The organism is Pseudomonas sp. ADPe (assembly GCF_014843515.1).
Classification (GTDB): domain Bacteria; phylum Pseudomonadota; class Gammaproteobacteria; order Pseudomonadales; family Pseudomonadaceae; genus Pseudomonas; species Pseudomonas citronellolis.
The window spans coordinates 3,476,140-3,490,212 of record NZ_CP062122.1 but is presented as its reverse complement, the minus strand read 5'-3'; the positions used below and the strand labels follow the sequence as shown (position 1 = coordinate 3,490,212).

At 68.2% G+C, this 14,073-nt stretch carries 7 protein-coding genes; 6 read left to right on the top strand and 1 reads right to left on the bottom strand.

The genetic code is table 11. The features are described 5' to 3' along the window. Nucleotides 1-2: 2 nt before the first annotated feature. The 3 genes from aceF to msrA all read left to right on the top strand — a co-directional run bounded on the left by aceF (nucleotide 3) and on the right by msrA (nucleotide 5,357). Nucleotides 3-1,640 carry a dihydrolipoyllysine-residue acetyltransferase gene (aceF, locus tag IG194_RS15775; RefSeq protein ID WP_192353654.1) on the top strand — a complete coding sequence of 546 codons (1,638 nt, stop codon included), beginning with the start codon at nucleotides 3-5 and terminating at the stop codon, nucleotides 1,638-1,640. A 299-nt stretch (nucleotides 1,641-1,939) separates the two neighbouring features. Beyond that, a complete protein-coding gene (locus IG194_RS15770) occupies nucleotides 1,940-4,627 on the top strand; it encodes a putative bifunctional diguanylate cyclase/phosphodiesterase (RefSeq protein ID WP_058488165.1) in 2,688 nt (895 codons plus the stop codon). Between the two features lie 82 nt (nucleotides 4,628-4,709). Further along, on the top strand, nucleotides 4,710-5,357 hold the full coding sequence (gene msrA, locus IG194_RS15765) for a peptide-methionine (S)-S-oxide reductase MsrA (protein WP_058488164.1): 648 nt from the start codon (nucleotides 4,710-4,712) through the stop codon (nucleotides 5,355-5,357). A 218-nt stretch (nucleotides 5,358-5,575) separates the two neighbouring features. On the opposite strand, the gene IG194_RS15760 is transcribed toward msrA, so the two are convergent. After that, nucleotides 5,576-6,424, bottom strand: a complete 849-nt coding sequence (locus tag IG194_RS15760) for a 23S rRNA (adenine(2030)-N(6))-methyltransferase RlmJ (RefSeq protein WP_058488163.1) — start codon at nucleotides 6,422-6,424, stop codon at nucleotides 5,576-5,578. A gap of 133 nt (nucleotides 6,425-6,557) precedes the next feature. On the opposite strand from IG194_RS15760, the gene IG194_RS15755 reads away from it, so the two are divergent. The 3 genes from IG194_RS15755 to mscK all read left to right on the top strand — a co-directional run bounded on the left by IG194_RS15755 (nucleotide 6,558) and on the right by mscK (nucleotide 14,037). Beyond that, the gene (locus tag IG194_RS15755; protein ID WP_058488162.1) at nucleotides 6,558-8,375 is read left to right on the top strand and encodes an acyl-CoA dehydrogenase; all 1,818 of its coding nucleotides are present in this window, start codon (nucleotides 6,558-6,560) and stop codon (nucleotides 8,373-8,375) included. Between the two features lie 418 nt (nucleotides 8,376-8,793). Then, nucleotides 8,794-10,536, top strand: coding sequence for a potassium/proton antiporter (locus tag IG194_RS15750; protein WP_009613606.1), 1,743 nt, complete (start codon nucleotides 8,794-8,796; stop codon nucleotides 10,534-10,536). Nucleotides 10,537-10,668: 132 nt separating this feature from the next. Beyond that, nucleotides 10,669-14,037 carry a mechanosensitive channel MscK gene (gene mscK, locus IG194_RS15745; protein ID WP_058488161.1) on the top strand — a complete coding sequence of 1,123 codons (3,369 nt, stop codon included), beginning with the start codon at nucleotides 10,669-10,671 and terminating at the stop codon, nucleotides 14,035-14,037. The last annotated feature ends 36 nt before the right edge of the window (nucleotides 14,038-14,073 follow it).

Genomic DNA, 14,073 nt, shown 5'->3' with positions numbered 1-14,073 from the left:
TTGTGAGTGAGCTGATCCGCGTACCCGACATCGGCAACGGTCAGGGTGAAGTCATCGAACTGCTGGTCAAGGTCGGCGACAAGGTCGAGGCCGACCAGAGCCTGCTGACCCTGGAATCCGACAAGGCCAGCATGGAAATCCCCTCGCCCAAGGCTGGCGTGGTGAAGAGCCTGAAGGTCAAGGTGGGCGACACCCTGAAGGAAGGCGACGAGATTCTCGAGCTGGAAGTCGAGGGTGGCGCAGCCGAGGCTCCGGCCGCGGCGCCCGCCCCGGCTGCCGAAGCGCCCAAGGCCGAGGCGCCTGCCCCGGCCGCCGCACCCGCGCCTGCCGCCGCCCCGGCGGCAGCGGCCAGCGTCCAGGACATCGCCGTCCCGGACATCGGCTCGGCGGGCAAGGCCAGCGTCATCGAGGTCATGGTGCAAGCCGGCGACACGGTCGAGGCCGACCAGTCGCTGATCACCCTGGAATCGGACAAGGCCAGCATGGAAATCCCCTCGCCGGCTGCCGGCGTGGTGGAAAGCGTGTCGATCAAGGTCGGTGACGAAGTCGGCACCGGCGACCTGATCCTCAAGCTCAAGGTCGCGGACGCCGCTGCCCCGGCCGCCGCCGAACAACCGGCCGCCGCGCCGGCACCGGCTGCTGCTCCGGCCGCTCCAGCGGCCGCTGCCCCGGCTCCGGCCGCCAAGGCCGAAACCCCGGCCCCGGTCGGCGCGCCCAGCCGCGACGGCGCCAAGGTCCATGCCGGCCCTGCCGTGCGCATGCTGGCCCGGGAGTTCGGCGTCGAGCTGGCCGAGGTGAAGGCCACCGGCCCGAAAGGCCGCATCCTCAAGGAAGACGTGCAACTGTTCGTCAAGGAACAGCTGCAGCGCGCCAAGTCGGCCCCGGCCGGCGCCACTGGCGGCGCGGGCATCCCGCCGATTCCGGAAGTCGACTTCGGCAAGTTCGGCGAAGTGGAAGAAGTGGCCATGACCCGCCTGATGCAGGTCGGCGCCGCCAACCTGCACCGCAGCTGGCTGAACGTGCCCCACGTGACCCAGTTCGACCAGTCGGACATCACCGACATGGAAGCCTTCCGCGTCGCGCAGAAGGCCGCCGCCGAGAAGGCCGGCGTCAAGCTGACCGTGCTGCCGATCCTGCTCAAGGCCTGCGCCCACCTGCTCAGGGAACTGCCGGACTTCAACAGCTCCCTGGCCCCCAGCGGCAAGGCGCTGATCCGCAAGAAGTACGTGCACATCGGCTTCGCCGTGGACACCCCGGACGGCCTGCTGGTGCCAGTGATCCGCGACGTCGACCGCAAGAGCCTGCTGCAGCTGGCCGCCGAAGCCGCCGAACTGGCGGAAAAGGCGCGCACCAAGAAGCTCTCGGCCGACGCCATGCAGGGCGCCTGCTTCACCATCTCCAGCCTCGGCCACATCGGCGGCACCGGCTTCACGCCGATCGTCAATGCGCCGGAAGTGGCGATCCTGGGCGTGAGCAAGGCAACCATGCAGCCGGTGTGGGACGGCAAGGCCTTCCAGCCGCGCCTGATGCTGCCGCTGTCGCTGTCCTACGATCATCGGGTGATCAACGGCGCCGCCGCCGCGCGCTTCACCAAGCGCCTGGGCGAGCTGCTCGGCGATATCCGCACCCTGCTGCTGTAACCGCATCGGCCCCCATTCGGGGGCCGATCGCTTTCTACCAACGAGCACGCCACGCTCGTTCTCTCCAGCCCTGTCGGATGACGGGGCTTTTTTTATTCGCGCCGGCCGCGATAATGGCAAACAGCCATTACCCATGGCATTCTCCGATCAACGGCACCCCGCATGCCGCTCAAAATCCTCCCGGTCCCGCCGATACAGGCATTGCTTGTCAGACAAAACCGCATCATGCACCCTTGCCTTCGCCCAACAGAAGTCGGCCGAGGCAAAGTACCTCGCCCAGTAGTGGAAAACCGCCGAGCATGAAGAGTCATCCCGATACCGCCAATCGCCCGGCGGTCGAGGCTGTCACCCAGCTCCCCGTCCCGTCGCGGCTGGGGCTGCTGCGCTTCGAGCGGTTGAATGAACCGAGCTGGACCCTGCTGTTCCTCGACCCAGCCTGCGAGCGCGCCTTCGGCGTGCCCGCCGCCGAGCTCTGCGGCCTGCTCGACGCCCCCTACGCCAGCCTGATGGAACCCGAGGCGCGGCACCGCCTGCACGAACAGATCCAGCAGCAACTGGTGGAACATGCCCATTACCAGGTGCGCTACGCCCTGCACACGCCCCGCGGCGTGCTGAACCTGCTGGAAGTCGGCGAGGCCTTCCAGCAGCGCGGCCGCCAGCTGCTCCACGGCTACCTGCTGCAGGACGAAGAAGGCGCCCGCCAGGAAACCCAGGGCGAGCTGGCGGAACAGAACCTGCGCCTGCAGATGTCCCTGGAGATGTACCAGCGCTCCCAGGACGAGCACCTGCAGCACCTGGTGCGCTCGCGCGCCCAGCAGAACCTGATCGTGCGCCTGGCGCGGCACCGCTACCAGTCCAGCGACCCGCTGCTGGAAGCCGCGCAGCTGATCGCCCAGGCCGCCAGCGAGGCCTACGACGTGGCCCGCGCCGGCATCTGGCGGCTGACCGCCGACGACCACATGGAGCCGATCGCCGTCTACCGCCGCGACATCGACCAGTTCGAACTGCCGCGCGGCTTCGACGCCAGCCGCTACCCCAACTACCTGGAGGCCATCAACAGCGGCCGCGCCATCGACGCCCACAACGTCCTGCAGGACCCGCGCACCCGCGAGCTGGCCGAGGCCTACCTGCGCCCGCAAGGCATCAGCGCCATGCTCGACGCCACCATCCGCGTCGGCGGCGAGGTGGTCGGCGTGCTCTGCCTGGAGCACATCGGCGAAGTGCGCCTGTGGCAGAGCGACGAGATCGCCTTCGCCGGCGAGCTGGCCGACCAGTACGCCCAGGTGCTGATGAACCACGAGCGGCGCAGCGCCTCCAGCGCCCTGCACCTGTTCCAGCGCGCCGTCGAGCAGAGCGCCAGCGCCTTCCTGCTGATCGACCGCGACGGCGTCATCGAATACGTCAACCCCAGCTTCACCGCCATCACCCAGTACGGCGCCGACGAAGTGCGTGGCCGCCGCCTGGCCGAGGTGCCGGCCCTGGCCAACCTCAGCGAGCTGCTGTTCGACGCGCACTCCACCCTGGTCAACCAGAACAGCTGGCAGGGCGAGTTCCGCAGCCGGCGCAAGAACCTCGAGCCCTACTGGGGGCAGCTGTCGCTGTCCAAGGTCTACGCCGACGACGGCGAACTGACCCACTACATCGGCATCTATGAAGACATCACCCAGAGCAAGCTGGCCCAGCAGCACATCGAGAAGCTCGCCTACCGCGACAACCTCACGGGCCTGGCCAACCGGCACTACTTCATCAACGTGCTGGAAGAGCGCCTGCGCGCCGGCTCCGGCCCGCCCCTGGGCCTGCTGCTGGTGGACATCGACAACTTCAAGCGGATCAACGACAGCCTCGGCCACCAGACCGGCGACAAGCTCCTCGCCAGCCTCGCCCGGCGCCTGCGCAGCAGCCTGGTGGACGGCACCACCCTGGCGCGCTTCGCCAGCAACGAATTCGCCGTGCTGCTGGAGGAATCCAGCCCCGGCCGCGGCGAGCGGGTGGCGGCGCAGATCCTCGACGTGCTCGACAAGCCGCTGTTCGTCGACAACCAGCTGATCAATATCACCGGCTCCATCGGCCTGGCCTACGCGCCGCAGCACGGCCATGACCCGCAGACGCTGATGAAGAACGCCGGCCTGGCCCTGCACAAGGCCAAGGCCAACGGCAAGCACCAGCTGCAGACCTTCACCGAGGAAATGACCGCCGAGGCCAGCCACAAGCTGTTCGTCGAGAACAACCTGCGCCGCGCCCTGGTGCAGAACGAACTGGCGGTGCACTACCAGCCCAAGCTGTGCCTGCGCAGCGGCCAGTTGCTCGGCCTGGAGGCGCTGCTGCGCTGGCAGCACCCGGAGAAGGGCATGATCCGCCCGGACCAGTTCATCAGCGTGGCCGAGGAAACCGGGCTGATCATCCCCATCGGCAAGTGGGTGATCCGCGAGGCCTGCCGCATGGGCCGCGAGCTGGCGGAAAACGGCCTGGGCGACCTGAACATCGCCATCAACCTGTCGCCCAAGCAGTTCAGCGACCCCGACCTGGTCGGCTCCATCGCCGCCATCCTCCACGAGGAACAGGTGCCGGCCGGGCGCCTGGAGCTGGAACTGACCGAAAGCCTGCTGCTGGACGCCACCGCCGACACCAAGCAGCAGCTCGAACGCCTCAAGCAACTGGGCCTGACCCTGGCCATGGACGACTTCGGCACCGGCTACTCGTCGCTGAGCTACCTGAAGAAATTCCCCATCGACGTCATCAAGATCGACCGCAGCTTCATCAAGGACATCCCGGACAACCAGGACGACATGGAAATCACCTCGGCGGTGATCGCCATGGCCCACAACCTCAAGCTGCAGGTGGTCGCCGAAGGCGTCGAGACCGCCGCCCAGCTGGCCTTCCTGCGGCGCAACCGCTGCGACATCGGCCAGGGCTACCTGTTCGACAAGCCGATCCCCGGCGCCCAGCTGGCCAGCAGCTTGCAGCGCTATCCCTGCCGCGGCGAGTGAAAAGCTCCACAGCCCGCACAAAGGCTGTAATCTCCAGGGTCTTCGCGCGTCTATCGCCATCCGGACAAAGGAGACCCAGGCCATGACCCTTCGCTCGCAGATACTCGTCAACAAGCAGGAACTGCCCACCCAGGCCCAGGCCCTGCCCGGCCGTGAGGCACCGATGCCGGTGCCGGAAACCCACTACGTCAACGGCCATCCGCTGTGCCCGCCGTTCCCCGGCGGCCTGCAGCAGATCGTCCTGGGTCTTGGCTGCTTCTGGGGCGCCGAGCGGCGCTTCTGGCAGCAGCCGGGGGTGTGGGTCACCGCCGTGGGCTACGCCGGCGGCCTGACGCCCAACCCCACCTACGACGAGGTCTGCTCCGGCCTGACCGGGCACAGCGAAGTGGTGCTGGTGGTATTCGATCCGCAGCAGACCAGCCTGGAGCAGTTGCTCAAGGTGTTCTGGGAATCCCATGACCCGACCCAGGGCATGCGCCAGGGCAACGACACCGGCACCCAGTACCGCTCGGCCATCTACTGGTACGACCAGGCGCAGAAAGCCACGGTGGAAGCCAGCCGCGCCGCCTTCCAGAAGGAGCTCAGCGCCGGCGGCTACGGCGAGATCACCACCGAAATCCGCGAAGTGCCGCCGTTTTACTACGCCGAGGCCTACCACCAGCAGTACCTGGCGAAGAACCCCAACGGCTACTGCGGCCTGCGCGGCACCGGGGTGTGTCTGCCGGCATAACGCGACCCGTAGGAGCGGATTCATCCGCGATGGCGCCGGCCTGCGGCCGGATCGCGGACGGATGGATAGGCGCCCCACGGAAACCTGTAGGAGCAGGCCCTGCCTGCGATTCGCGCGCAGGGCGCGCTCCTACATGGGAGCGGTGTGGGTCGGCGTAGGAGCGGATCTTATCCGCGAAACGCGCCGGAACCCCCGGCTATCGCGGACAAGGTCCGCGCCTACGAAGAGCGCCCTTCCTCGACCAGCCAATCCAGCCGCCAGCCACCCTCGCTCTGCGCCAGCACCTCGGCCAGCCAGGGCAGCAGCTCGCGCAGTTCTTCCTCCAGCGGCCACGGCGGGTTGGCGATGGCCAGGCCGGAGCCGTTGAGGCGGTCGGCGCTGTCCGCCGGGTGCACCAGCAGTTCGACGCGCAGCAGCTTGGGCGCCTTGCTGCGTTCCAGGCCCTGGTAGAAGCGCCTGAGCTGGCGCTCGTCCTTGATCGGGTACCAGATCGCCACCACCGTCTGGCGCATGCGCCCGATGGCCTCTTCCAGGGCAATGACGCAGCGTTCCAGCTCGTCGGCCTCCTCGAAGGGCGGGTCGATCAGCAGCACCCCGCGCTTTTCCGGCACCGGCAGCAGCGCCCGCGGCAGCAGCCAGCCGTCGTTCTGGTGCACGGCGATGCGCCGCTCGCCGCCCATGTTGGCCTTGAGCAGGCGGCCGTCCTCCGGGTGCAGCTCGTTCAGGTGCACGCGGTCCTGGGAGCGCGTCAGGCGCCGCGCCAGCTCGGGCGAGCCGGGGTAGTACTGCAGCTCGCCGTCGGGGTTCAGCGCGCGCACCACTTCCATATAGTCCGCCGCCAGCTCCGGCACCTCGTCGAGCTGCCACAGGCGGCCGATGCCCGCTTCCCACTCGCCGGTGCGGCTGGCCTCGTCGCCCTGCAGGTCGTACAGGCCGATGCCCGAATGGCTGTCGAGGAAGGCGAAGGGCGTGTCCTTGCGCACCATCAGGGCGAAGATCCGCGACAGCACCAGGTGCTTGAGGACGTCGGCGTGGTTGCCGGCGTGGTAGGCGTGACGGTAGTTCATGAACGGCAGACTCCTTGAAGGCGTGCAGTTTAGCTGCACCGGCATTGTTTTAGGCCTTTATCACGCTCATGGATGTTGCTGTGCCTACTTCATTCACCAGACTAGACTGCGGCCATTCCCCTGGAGGCCGACCATGTCCGAGACCCTGCTCAGCTCCCGCAACCTCGCCTTCGAGCTCTACGAAGTGCTCGACGCCGAGGCCCTGACCCAGCGCGAACGCTTCGCCGACCACAACCGCGAGACCTTCGACGCCGCCCTGGCCACTGCCCGCGGCATCGCCGAGGAGCTGTTCGCCCCGCACAACCGCAAGAACGACGAGCACGAGCCGCAGTACGTGGACGGCGCCGCGGTGCTGATCCCCGAGGTCAAGCCGGCGGTGGACGCCTTCAACGAAGCCGGCTTCCAGAATGCCTCGCGCAGCTTCGAACAGGGCGGCATGCAGTTGCCGCACCTGCTGTCGCGCGCCTGCTTCGCGCACTTCCAGTCGGCCAACATCGCCACTTCGTCGTACCCGATGCTGAGCATGGGCTCCAGTCACCTGATCGAGTCCTTCGGCGACGAGGAGCAGAAGCGCCTGTTCCTGCAGCCGATGATCGAAGGCCGCTTCTTCGGCACCATGGCCCTGACCGAGCCCCACGCCGGCTCGTCCCTGGCCGACATCCGCACCCGCGCCGAACCCCACGCCGACGGCAGCTACCGCATCCGCGGCAACAAGATCTTCATCTCCGGCGGCGACCATCCCCTTTCGGAAAACATAGTCCACATGGTGCTGGCCAAGCTGCCGGATGCGCCGCCCGGGGTGAAGGGCATCTCGCTGTTCATCGTGCCCAAGTTCCTGGTGAATCAGGACGGCAGCCTCGGCAAGCGCAACGACGTGGCCCTGGCCGGGCTGTTCCACAAGATGGGCTGGCGCGGCACCACCTCCACCGCGCTGAACTTCGGCGACAACGGCGACTGCGTCGGCTACCTGGTGGGCAAGCCGCACCACGGCCTGGCCTACATGTTCCAGATGATGAACGAGGCGCGCATCGGCGTCGGCATGGGCGCCATCATGCTCGGCTACGCCGGCTACCTGTACTCCCTGGAATATGCCCGCGAGCGCCCCCAGGGCCGCCCGGTGGACGCCAAGGACCCGACCTCGGCGCAGGTGTCGATCATCGAACACGCCGACGTCAAGCGCATGCTGCTAACGCAGAAGGCCTACGTCGAGGGCGCCTTCGACCTCGGCCTGTACGCCGCGCGCCTGGTGGACGACTGCGAGACGCTGCCCACCGAGGAGGCGCGCAAGCAGGCCCACGAACTGCTCGACCTGCTCACCCCGATCGTCAAGTCCTGGCCCTCGGAGTTCTGCCTGAAGGCCAACGAGCTGGCCATCCAGATTCTCGGCGGCCACGGCTACACCCGCGAATACCCGGTGGAGCAGTACTACCGCGACAACCGCCTCAATCCCATCCACGAAGGCACCCACGGCATCCAGTCGCTGGACCTGCTGGGCCGCAAGCTCAGCCAGAACGGCGGCGCCGGCCTCAAACAGCTGACGCGCCTGATCCACCAGGCCTGCGAACGCGCCCGGGCCTACCCGTCGCTGGACGCCCTGCGCCAGCCGCTGGAGCAACTGCTGGCGCGCCTGTCGGAAGTGACCCTGGCGCTGCTTGGCGACCTGATGCAGGGCAAGGTGGCCCAAGGCCTGGCCAACTCGGCGCTGTACCTGAAGGCGTTCGGCCACACCGTCATCGGCTGGCGCTGGCTGGAACAGGCGATCCGCGCCGAGGAAGGCCTGGCCCTGCTCCACAACGGCGGGGGCAACCCCGCCGACGAGGACTTCTACCGCGGCAAGCTGCAGGCGGCGCGCTACTTCCTGACCTGGGAAGTGCCGTCCTGCCACCACGAGCTGGCCCTGCTCGAAGCCCGCGACGACACCTGTTCCAGCATGCGGGACGCCTGGTTCTAGTCCCGCCTGTCCCTTCCAGCCCCGGTCACGTCCGGGGCTTTTTTATGGGCCAGCCCCTGGCGACAGGCTGCCTTTCGTAGGAGCGAGCTTGCTCGCGAACGGAGTATCCCGGTTGCAACGGTGTGCCGGGTCGGGTTCCGCCCCTCTCCCCAACCCTCTCCCTGAAGGGAGAGGGGGCCGATCGGCATGCGCGGGAAGCCAGGTGTCATCCTGGAACCTTCGGCGGTTCGCGAGCAAGCTCGCTCCTACAGGGGGATCCGGCATCGATGAAAGGCCCCCTGAAAGCTCGCTGAAAGGCACTGCAATTAGCCTTTGACAGCCTTGCAAATCCGCAGGTTAGAATCCCTTGGCATGCGGCCTGCATCCTTCCCGTCAACGCCGCCGCTTCCCCCCTCGCCCCGCCAGGAGATCCGCCGCCTTGGATGCCGTCTCGATCAACACCTATTTCCTGGTGGGCGCGGTGCTGGTGGGCATGAGCATCCTGGTCAGCTCGCTGTCCTCGCGCCTGGGCATCCCGATCCTGGTCATCTTCCTCGCCGTGGGCATGGTCGCCGGCACCGACGGCCCCGGCGGCATCGGCTTCTCCAACTACCCCATGGCCTACCTGGTGGGCAACCTGGCGCTGGCGGTGATCCTCCTCGACGGCGGCCTGCGCACCCGCGTGGCGAGCTTCCGCGTGGCGCTCTGGCCGGCGCTGTCGCTGGCCACGGTGGGCGTACTGATCACCGCCGGGCTCACCGGCCTGGCCGCCGCCTGGCTGTTCAAGCTGAGCTGGATGGAAGGCCTGCTGATCGGCGCCATCGTCGGCTCCACCGACGCCGCGGCGGTGTTCTCCCTGCTCGGCGGCAAGGGCCTGAACGAGCGGGTCACCGCCAGCCTGGAAATCGAGTCGGGCAGCAACGACCCCATGGCGGTGTTCCTCACCGTCACCCTGATCGACATGCTCGCCCACGGCCAGAGCGAGATGAGCTGGAGCTTCCTGGCCCACTTCCTGCGCGAGTTCGGCATCGGCGCCGTGCTCGGCCTGGGCGGCGGCTGGCTGCTGCTGCAGATGATCAACCGCATGCAGCTGGCCAGCGGCCTCTACCCGCTGCTGGCGATCAGCGGCGGCCTGCTGATCTTCGCCCTGTCCAACGCCGTGCACGGCAGCGGCATCCTGGCCATCTACCTGTGCGGCCTGGTGCTGGGCAACCAGCCGATCCGCTCGCGCCACGGCATCCTGCACATGCTCGACGGCATGGCCTGGCTGGCGCAGATCGGCATGTTCCTGGTCCTCGGCCTGCTGGTCACGCCCCACGACCTCTGGCCCATCGCCCTGCCGGCCCTGGGCCTGGCGCTGTGGATGATCCTCTTCGCCCGGCCGCTGTCGGTGCTGGTGGGCCTGGCGCCGTTCCGCGCCTTCCATGGCCGCGAGAAGGTGTTCATCGCCTGGGTCGGCCTGCGCGGCGCGGTGCCGATCATCCTCGCGGTGTTCCCGCTGATGGCCGGGCTGCCCAACGCCCAGCTGTTCTTCAACGTGGCCTTCTTCATCGTGCTGATCTCGCTGCTGGTGCAGGGTACCAGCCTGCCCTGGGCCGCCAAGCTATTGCGCGTTGTGGTGCCGCCGGACCCGGCGCCGATCTCCCGCGCCGGCCTGGAAGTGCACCCGACCAGCGAGTGGGAACTGTTCGTCTACCACCTGAGCAAGGAAAAGTGGTGCATAGGCGCGGCCCTGCGCGAGCTGAAGATGCCCGAGGGCACCCGCATCGCCGCGCTGTTCCGCGGCACCCAGCTGCTGCACCCCTCCGGCAGCACCATCCTCGAGGCCGACGACATCCTCTGCGTGATCGGCCACGAGCACGACCTGTCGGCCCTCGGCAAGCTGTTCAGCCAGGCCCCGGACCGCGGCCTGGGCGCGCGCTTCTTCGGCGACTTCGTGCTGGAGGGCGACGCCCAGCTCTCGGCGGTGGCCTCGCTCTACGGCCTCAAGCTCGACGGCGTCGACGGCGAGCAGAACCTGGGCCGCTTCATCGCCCAGCAGATCGGCGGCCAGGCGATCATCGGCGACCAGGTGGAGTGGAACGGCCTGACCTGGACCGTGGCCGCCCTGGACGGGAACAAGATCCGCAAGGTGGGGGTCAAATTCCCCGAAGGTCGCCCGGGCCCCGGATTGTTCCTCTGACAGACCACCTCCACGGACGCTAGCCAAGCCAGCCCACGCCCCCTCCGCGGCGGCGCGTCGGCCGTGCCTTGCCGGCGCCGTACCGGGCGCACTACCCTCACTGCAACCTACCGAGAGCCGCTGACCGCGACCATGCAATCCCTGCGCACCCTGCTCGCCGCCGCCCTGCTCGGCGGCTGCCTCGCCGTCCTGCCCGCGCACGCCGAGGACAGCAACCAGCCACCGTCCGCCGAAACCGTCCAGCAAAGCCTCGACGGCCTGGCCGAGCGCAAGCTCGCCGACGCCGATGCCAAGGCCACCAAGGCCAGCCTCGAGCGCACCCTGAAGCTGCTCGGCGCCCGCGACGACAGCGAGAAGCAGCTGGCCGAGCTGAAGGCCAGCCTGAGCGACGCCCCCCGGCAGATACTGGAGAACCAGCGCGCCCTGGCGCGCCTGAAGGGCAGCGGCGAGAAGCCGGCGGTCCAGCGCTACGCCGGGGAGAACGTCAGCCGCCTGGAAATGCTGCTCAACGACCGCTCCACCCAACTGGCCGACTGGCAGAAACAGTTGACCGAGGCGAAGAGCCAGTACATCACCGCGCAGACCCGCCCGGAACGCGCCCAGTCCGACATCAGCAACGCCCAGGCGCGCCTGCTGGAGATCGGCAACATCCTCAAGGCCGGCAAGGAGACCGGCAAGGCGCTGGCCCCCGAGCGGCGCAACGAACTGCTCGCCGAACAGGCCGCGCTCAACGCGCAGATCCAGCTGCTGCGCCAGCAACTGGCCGGCAACAACCTGCTGCAGGACCTGGCCAGCAGCCAGCAGGACCTGCTGGGCGAACAGGTCGCCCGCGCCGAGCGCGAGACCCTCGAACTGCAGGCCATGATCAGCGGCATGCGCCGCGAGCAGTCGGAGAAGACCGTCGCCGAGCTGGCCCGCGACGGCAGCCAGGGCGCCGGCAGCGACAGCCTGCTGAGCCAGGAGAACGCCGAGAACCTGCGCCTGTCCGACTACCTGCTGCGCACCACCGACCGCCTCAACGTGCTGACGCGGCGCAACCTCGAGGCCAAGCAGCACCTGGACAGCCTGACCCAGCTCGACCAGACCCTCGACCAGCAGATCAACGTGCTGCGCGGCAGCCTGCTGCTGTCCAAGGTGCTCTACCAGCAGAAGCAGTCGCTGCCGAAGATCAAGACCGACCAGGAACTGGCCGACGAGATCGCCGACCTGCGCCTGTACCAGTTCGAGCTGAACCAGAAGCGCGACGAACTGGCCAACCCGCAGCAGTACATCGACGACCTGCTCGCCCAGCAGCCCCAGGAAGCCGTGACCCCGCAGCTGCGCAAGGACCTGTCCACCCTGGTGGACACCCGCAGCGAGCTGATGGAGCGCCTCAACCACGAGCTCAACGCCGTGCTCAACGAGGCCATCACCCTGCAGCTGAACCAGAAGCAGCTCAAGGACACCAGCGACAACCTGCGCGCCACCCTCGACGAGCAGATGTTCTGGATTCCCAGCAACCGCCCGCTGGACCTCTCCTGGTTCAAGATGACCCCGACGCTGCTGCAACACCAGCTCTCCGAGGTGCCCTGGGGCTCGGCGGTGGTCGAGGTGGGCGAGGGCCTGATCGACCGCCCGCTGCTGTTCCTGCCGCTGTTGCTGCTGATCGCCGGGCTGCTGTGGAAACGCCGCTACCTCTACGACAAGCTCGCCTCGATCAACGACGACATCGGCCACTTCAAGCGCGACAGCCAGGCGCACACGCCGCTGGCCCTGCTGCTGGCGCTGCTGCTGGCGCTGCCCGGCACCCTGACCCTGGCCATCGCCGGCCTGGCCCTGATGCTCGACGCCCGCGGGCAGAACGCCACCCTGGGCGCCGCGCTGCTGCAGATGGCCGAGGTCTGGCTGGTGTTCTACGCCGCGCACCGCATCCTCAGCCCCGGCGGCATCGCCGAGCGGCACTTCCACTGGAGCCAGGCCCAGGTGCGCTTCAGCAGCAAGCTGATCCGCCGCCTCGGCGTGGTGGTCATGGCCCTGGCCGCGGTGGTCACGGTGGCCGAGCGCCAACCCGGCAGCCTGGCCGACGACGTCATCGGCATCGCCGTGGTGCTCAGCGGCTTCGCGGTGATGACCTGGCTGATGGCGCGCATGCTCTTCGCCAGCCCCAGCACCAGCCGGCCGTCGGTGGTGAAGATGGTGGTCGGCGTGCTCTTCACCGCGCTGCCGGTGCTGCTCTTCGTCGCCGTGTGCTTCGGCTACTACTACACCGCCCTGCGCCTGAGCGACCGGCTGATCGACACCCTGTTCCTGCTCATGGTCTGGGTGGTGATCGAGGCCACCTTCGTCCGCGGCCTCAGCGTGGCGGCGCGGCGCCTGGCCTACCAGCGCGCCCAGGCCAAGCGGCAGAACCCGCCGAAGGAAGGCGTCGACGGCAACGAGACCGCGGAGGAGCCGACCCTGGGCATCGAGCAGATCAACGAGCAGTCCCTGCGCCTGATCCGCCTGGGCCTGCTGATCGGCTTCGTGGTGGCGCTGTACTGGGTCTGGGCCGACCTGATCAGCGTCGCCGCCTACCTGGACAACGTCACCCTCTACCAGTACACCGGCGGCAGCGGCGACAGCGCCACCAGCCTGCCGATCAGCCTCGGCGACGTGCTCATGGCGCTGGTCATCGCCGCGGTGACCGTGGCCCTGGCGCGCAACCTGCCGGGCCTGCTGGAAGTGCTGGTGCTGCAGCGCCTGACCCTGGCCCAGGGCAGCGCCTACGCCATCACCACCCTGCTGTCCTACGCCATCAGCGGCGTCGGCATCGTCAGCGCGCTGTCCACCCTGGGCGTCAGCTGGGACAAGCTGCAGTGGCTGGTGGCGGCGCTCTCGGTGGGCCTGGGCTTCGGCCTGCAGGCGATCTTCTCCAACTTCGTCTCCGGCCTGATCATCCTCTTCGAGCGCCCGGTGCGCATCGGCGACACCGTGACCATCGGCAACCTGTCCGGCACCGTCAGCCGCATCCGCATTCGCGCCACCACCATCACCGACTTCGACCGCAAGGAAATCATCGTCCCCAACCAGACCTTCATCACCGGGCAGTTGATCAACTGGTCGCTGAGCGACACCGTGACCCGCGTGACCATCAAGATCGGCCTGGCCTACGAGAGCGACCTGGCCCTGGCGCGCAAGCTCATGCTCGAAGCTGCCCGCGGCAACCCGCGGGTGCTGCGCGACCCCGAGCCGTCGCTGTACTTCCTGGCCATCAGCGCCAGCACCTTCGACTACGAACTGCGCTTCCACGTGCGCGAGTTGGGCGACCGCAACCCGGCGGTGGACGAACTGCTCACCGCCATCGCCCTGAGCTTCCGCGAGCACGGCGTGGACATGGCCTTCAACCAGCTGGACGTGTTCGTCAAGAACGGCGAGGGCAAGGAAATCCACCTGGCGCAGAACGTCACCCAGCTGCCCCTGGCGCTGCCCGGCGCGCCGCTGAAGGACCAGGACCCGCCGCTGCCGCCCGGCAGCAAGCCCTGAGTCTGGACGGCTCCGGACAAGTCCGAGCACAATGCT

Coding starts and splice junctions, on each gene's coding strand:
- IG194_RS15755 (WP_058488162.1), top strand. CDS start 6,558: ATGTCCGAGACCCTGCTCAGCTCCCGCAACCTCGCCTTCGAGCTCTAC.
- mscK (WP_058488161.1), top strand. CDS start 10,669: ATGCAATCCCTGCGCACCCTGCTCGCCGCCGCCCTGCTCGGCGGCTGC.
- msrA (WP_058488164.1), top strand. CDS start 4,710: ATGACCCTTCGCTCGCAGATACTCGTCAACAAGCAGGAACTGCCCACC.
- IG194_RS15770 (WP_058488165.1), top strand. CDS start 1,940: ATGAAGAGTCATCCCGATACCGCCAATCGCCCGGCGGTCGAGGCTGTC.
- IG194_RS15760 (WP_058488163.1), bottom strand. CDS start 6,424: ATGAACTACCGTCACGCCTACCACGCCGGCAACCACGCCGACGTCCTC.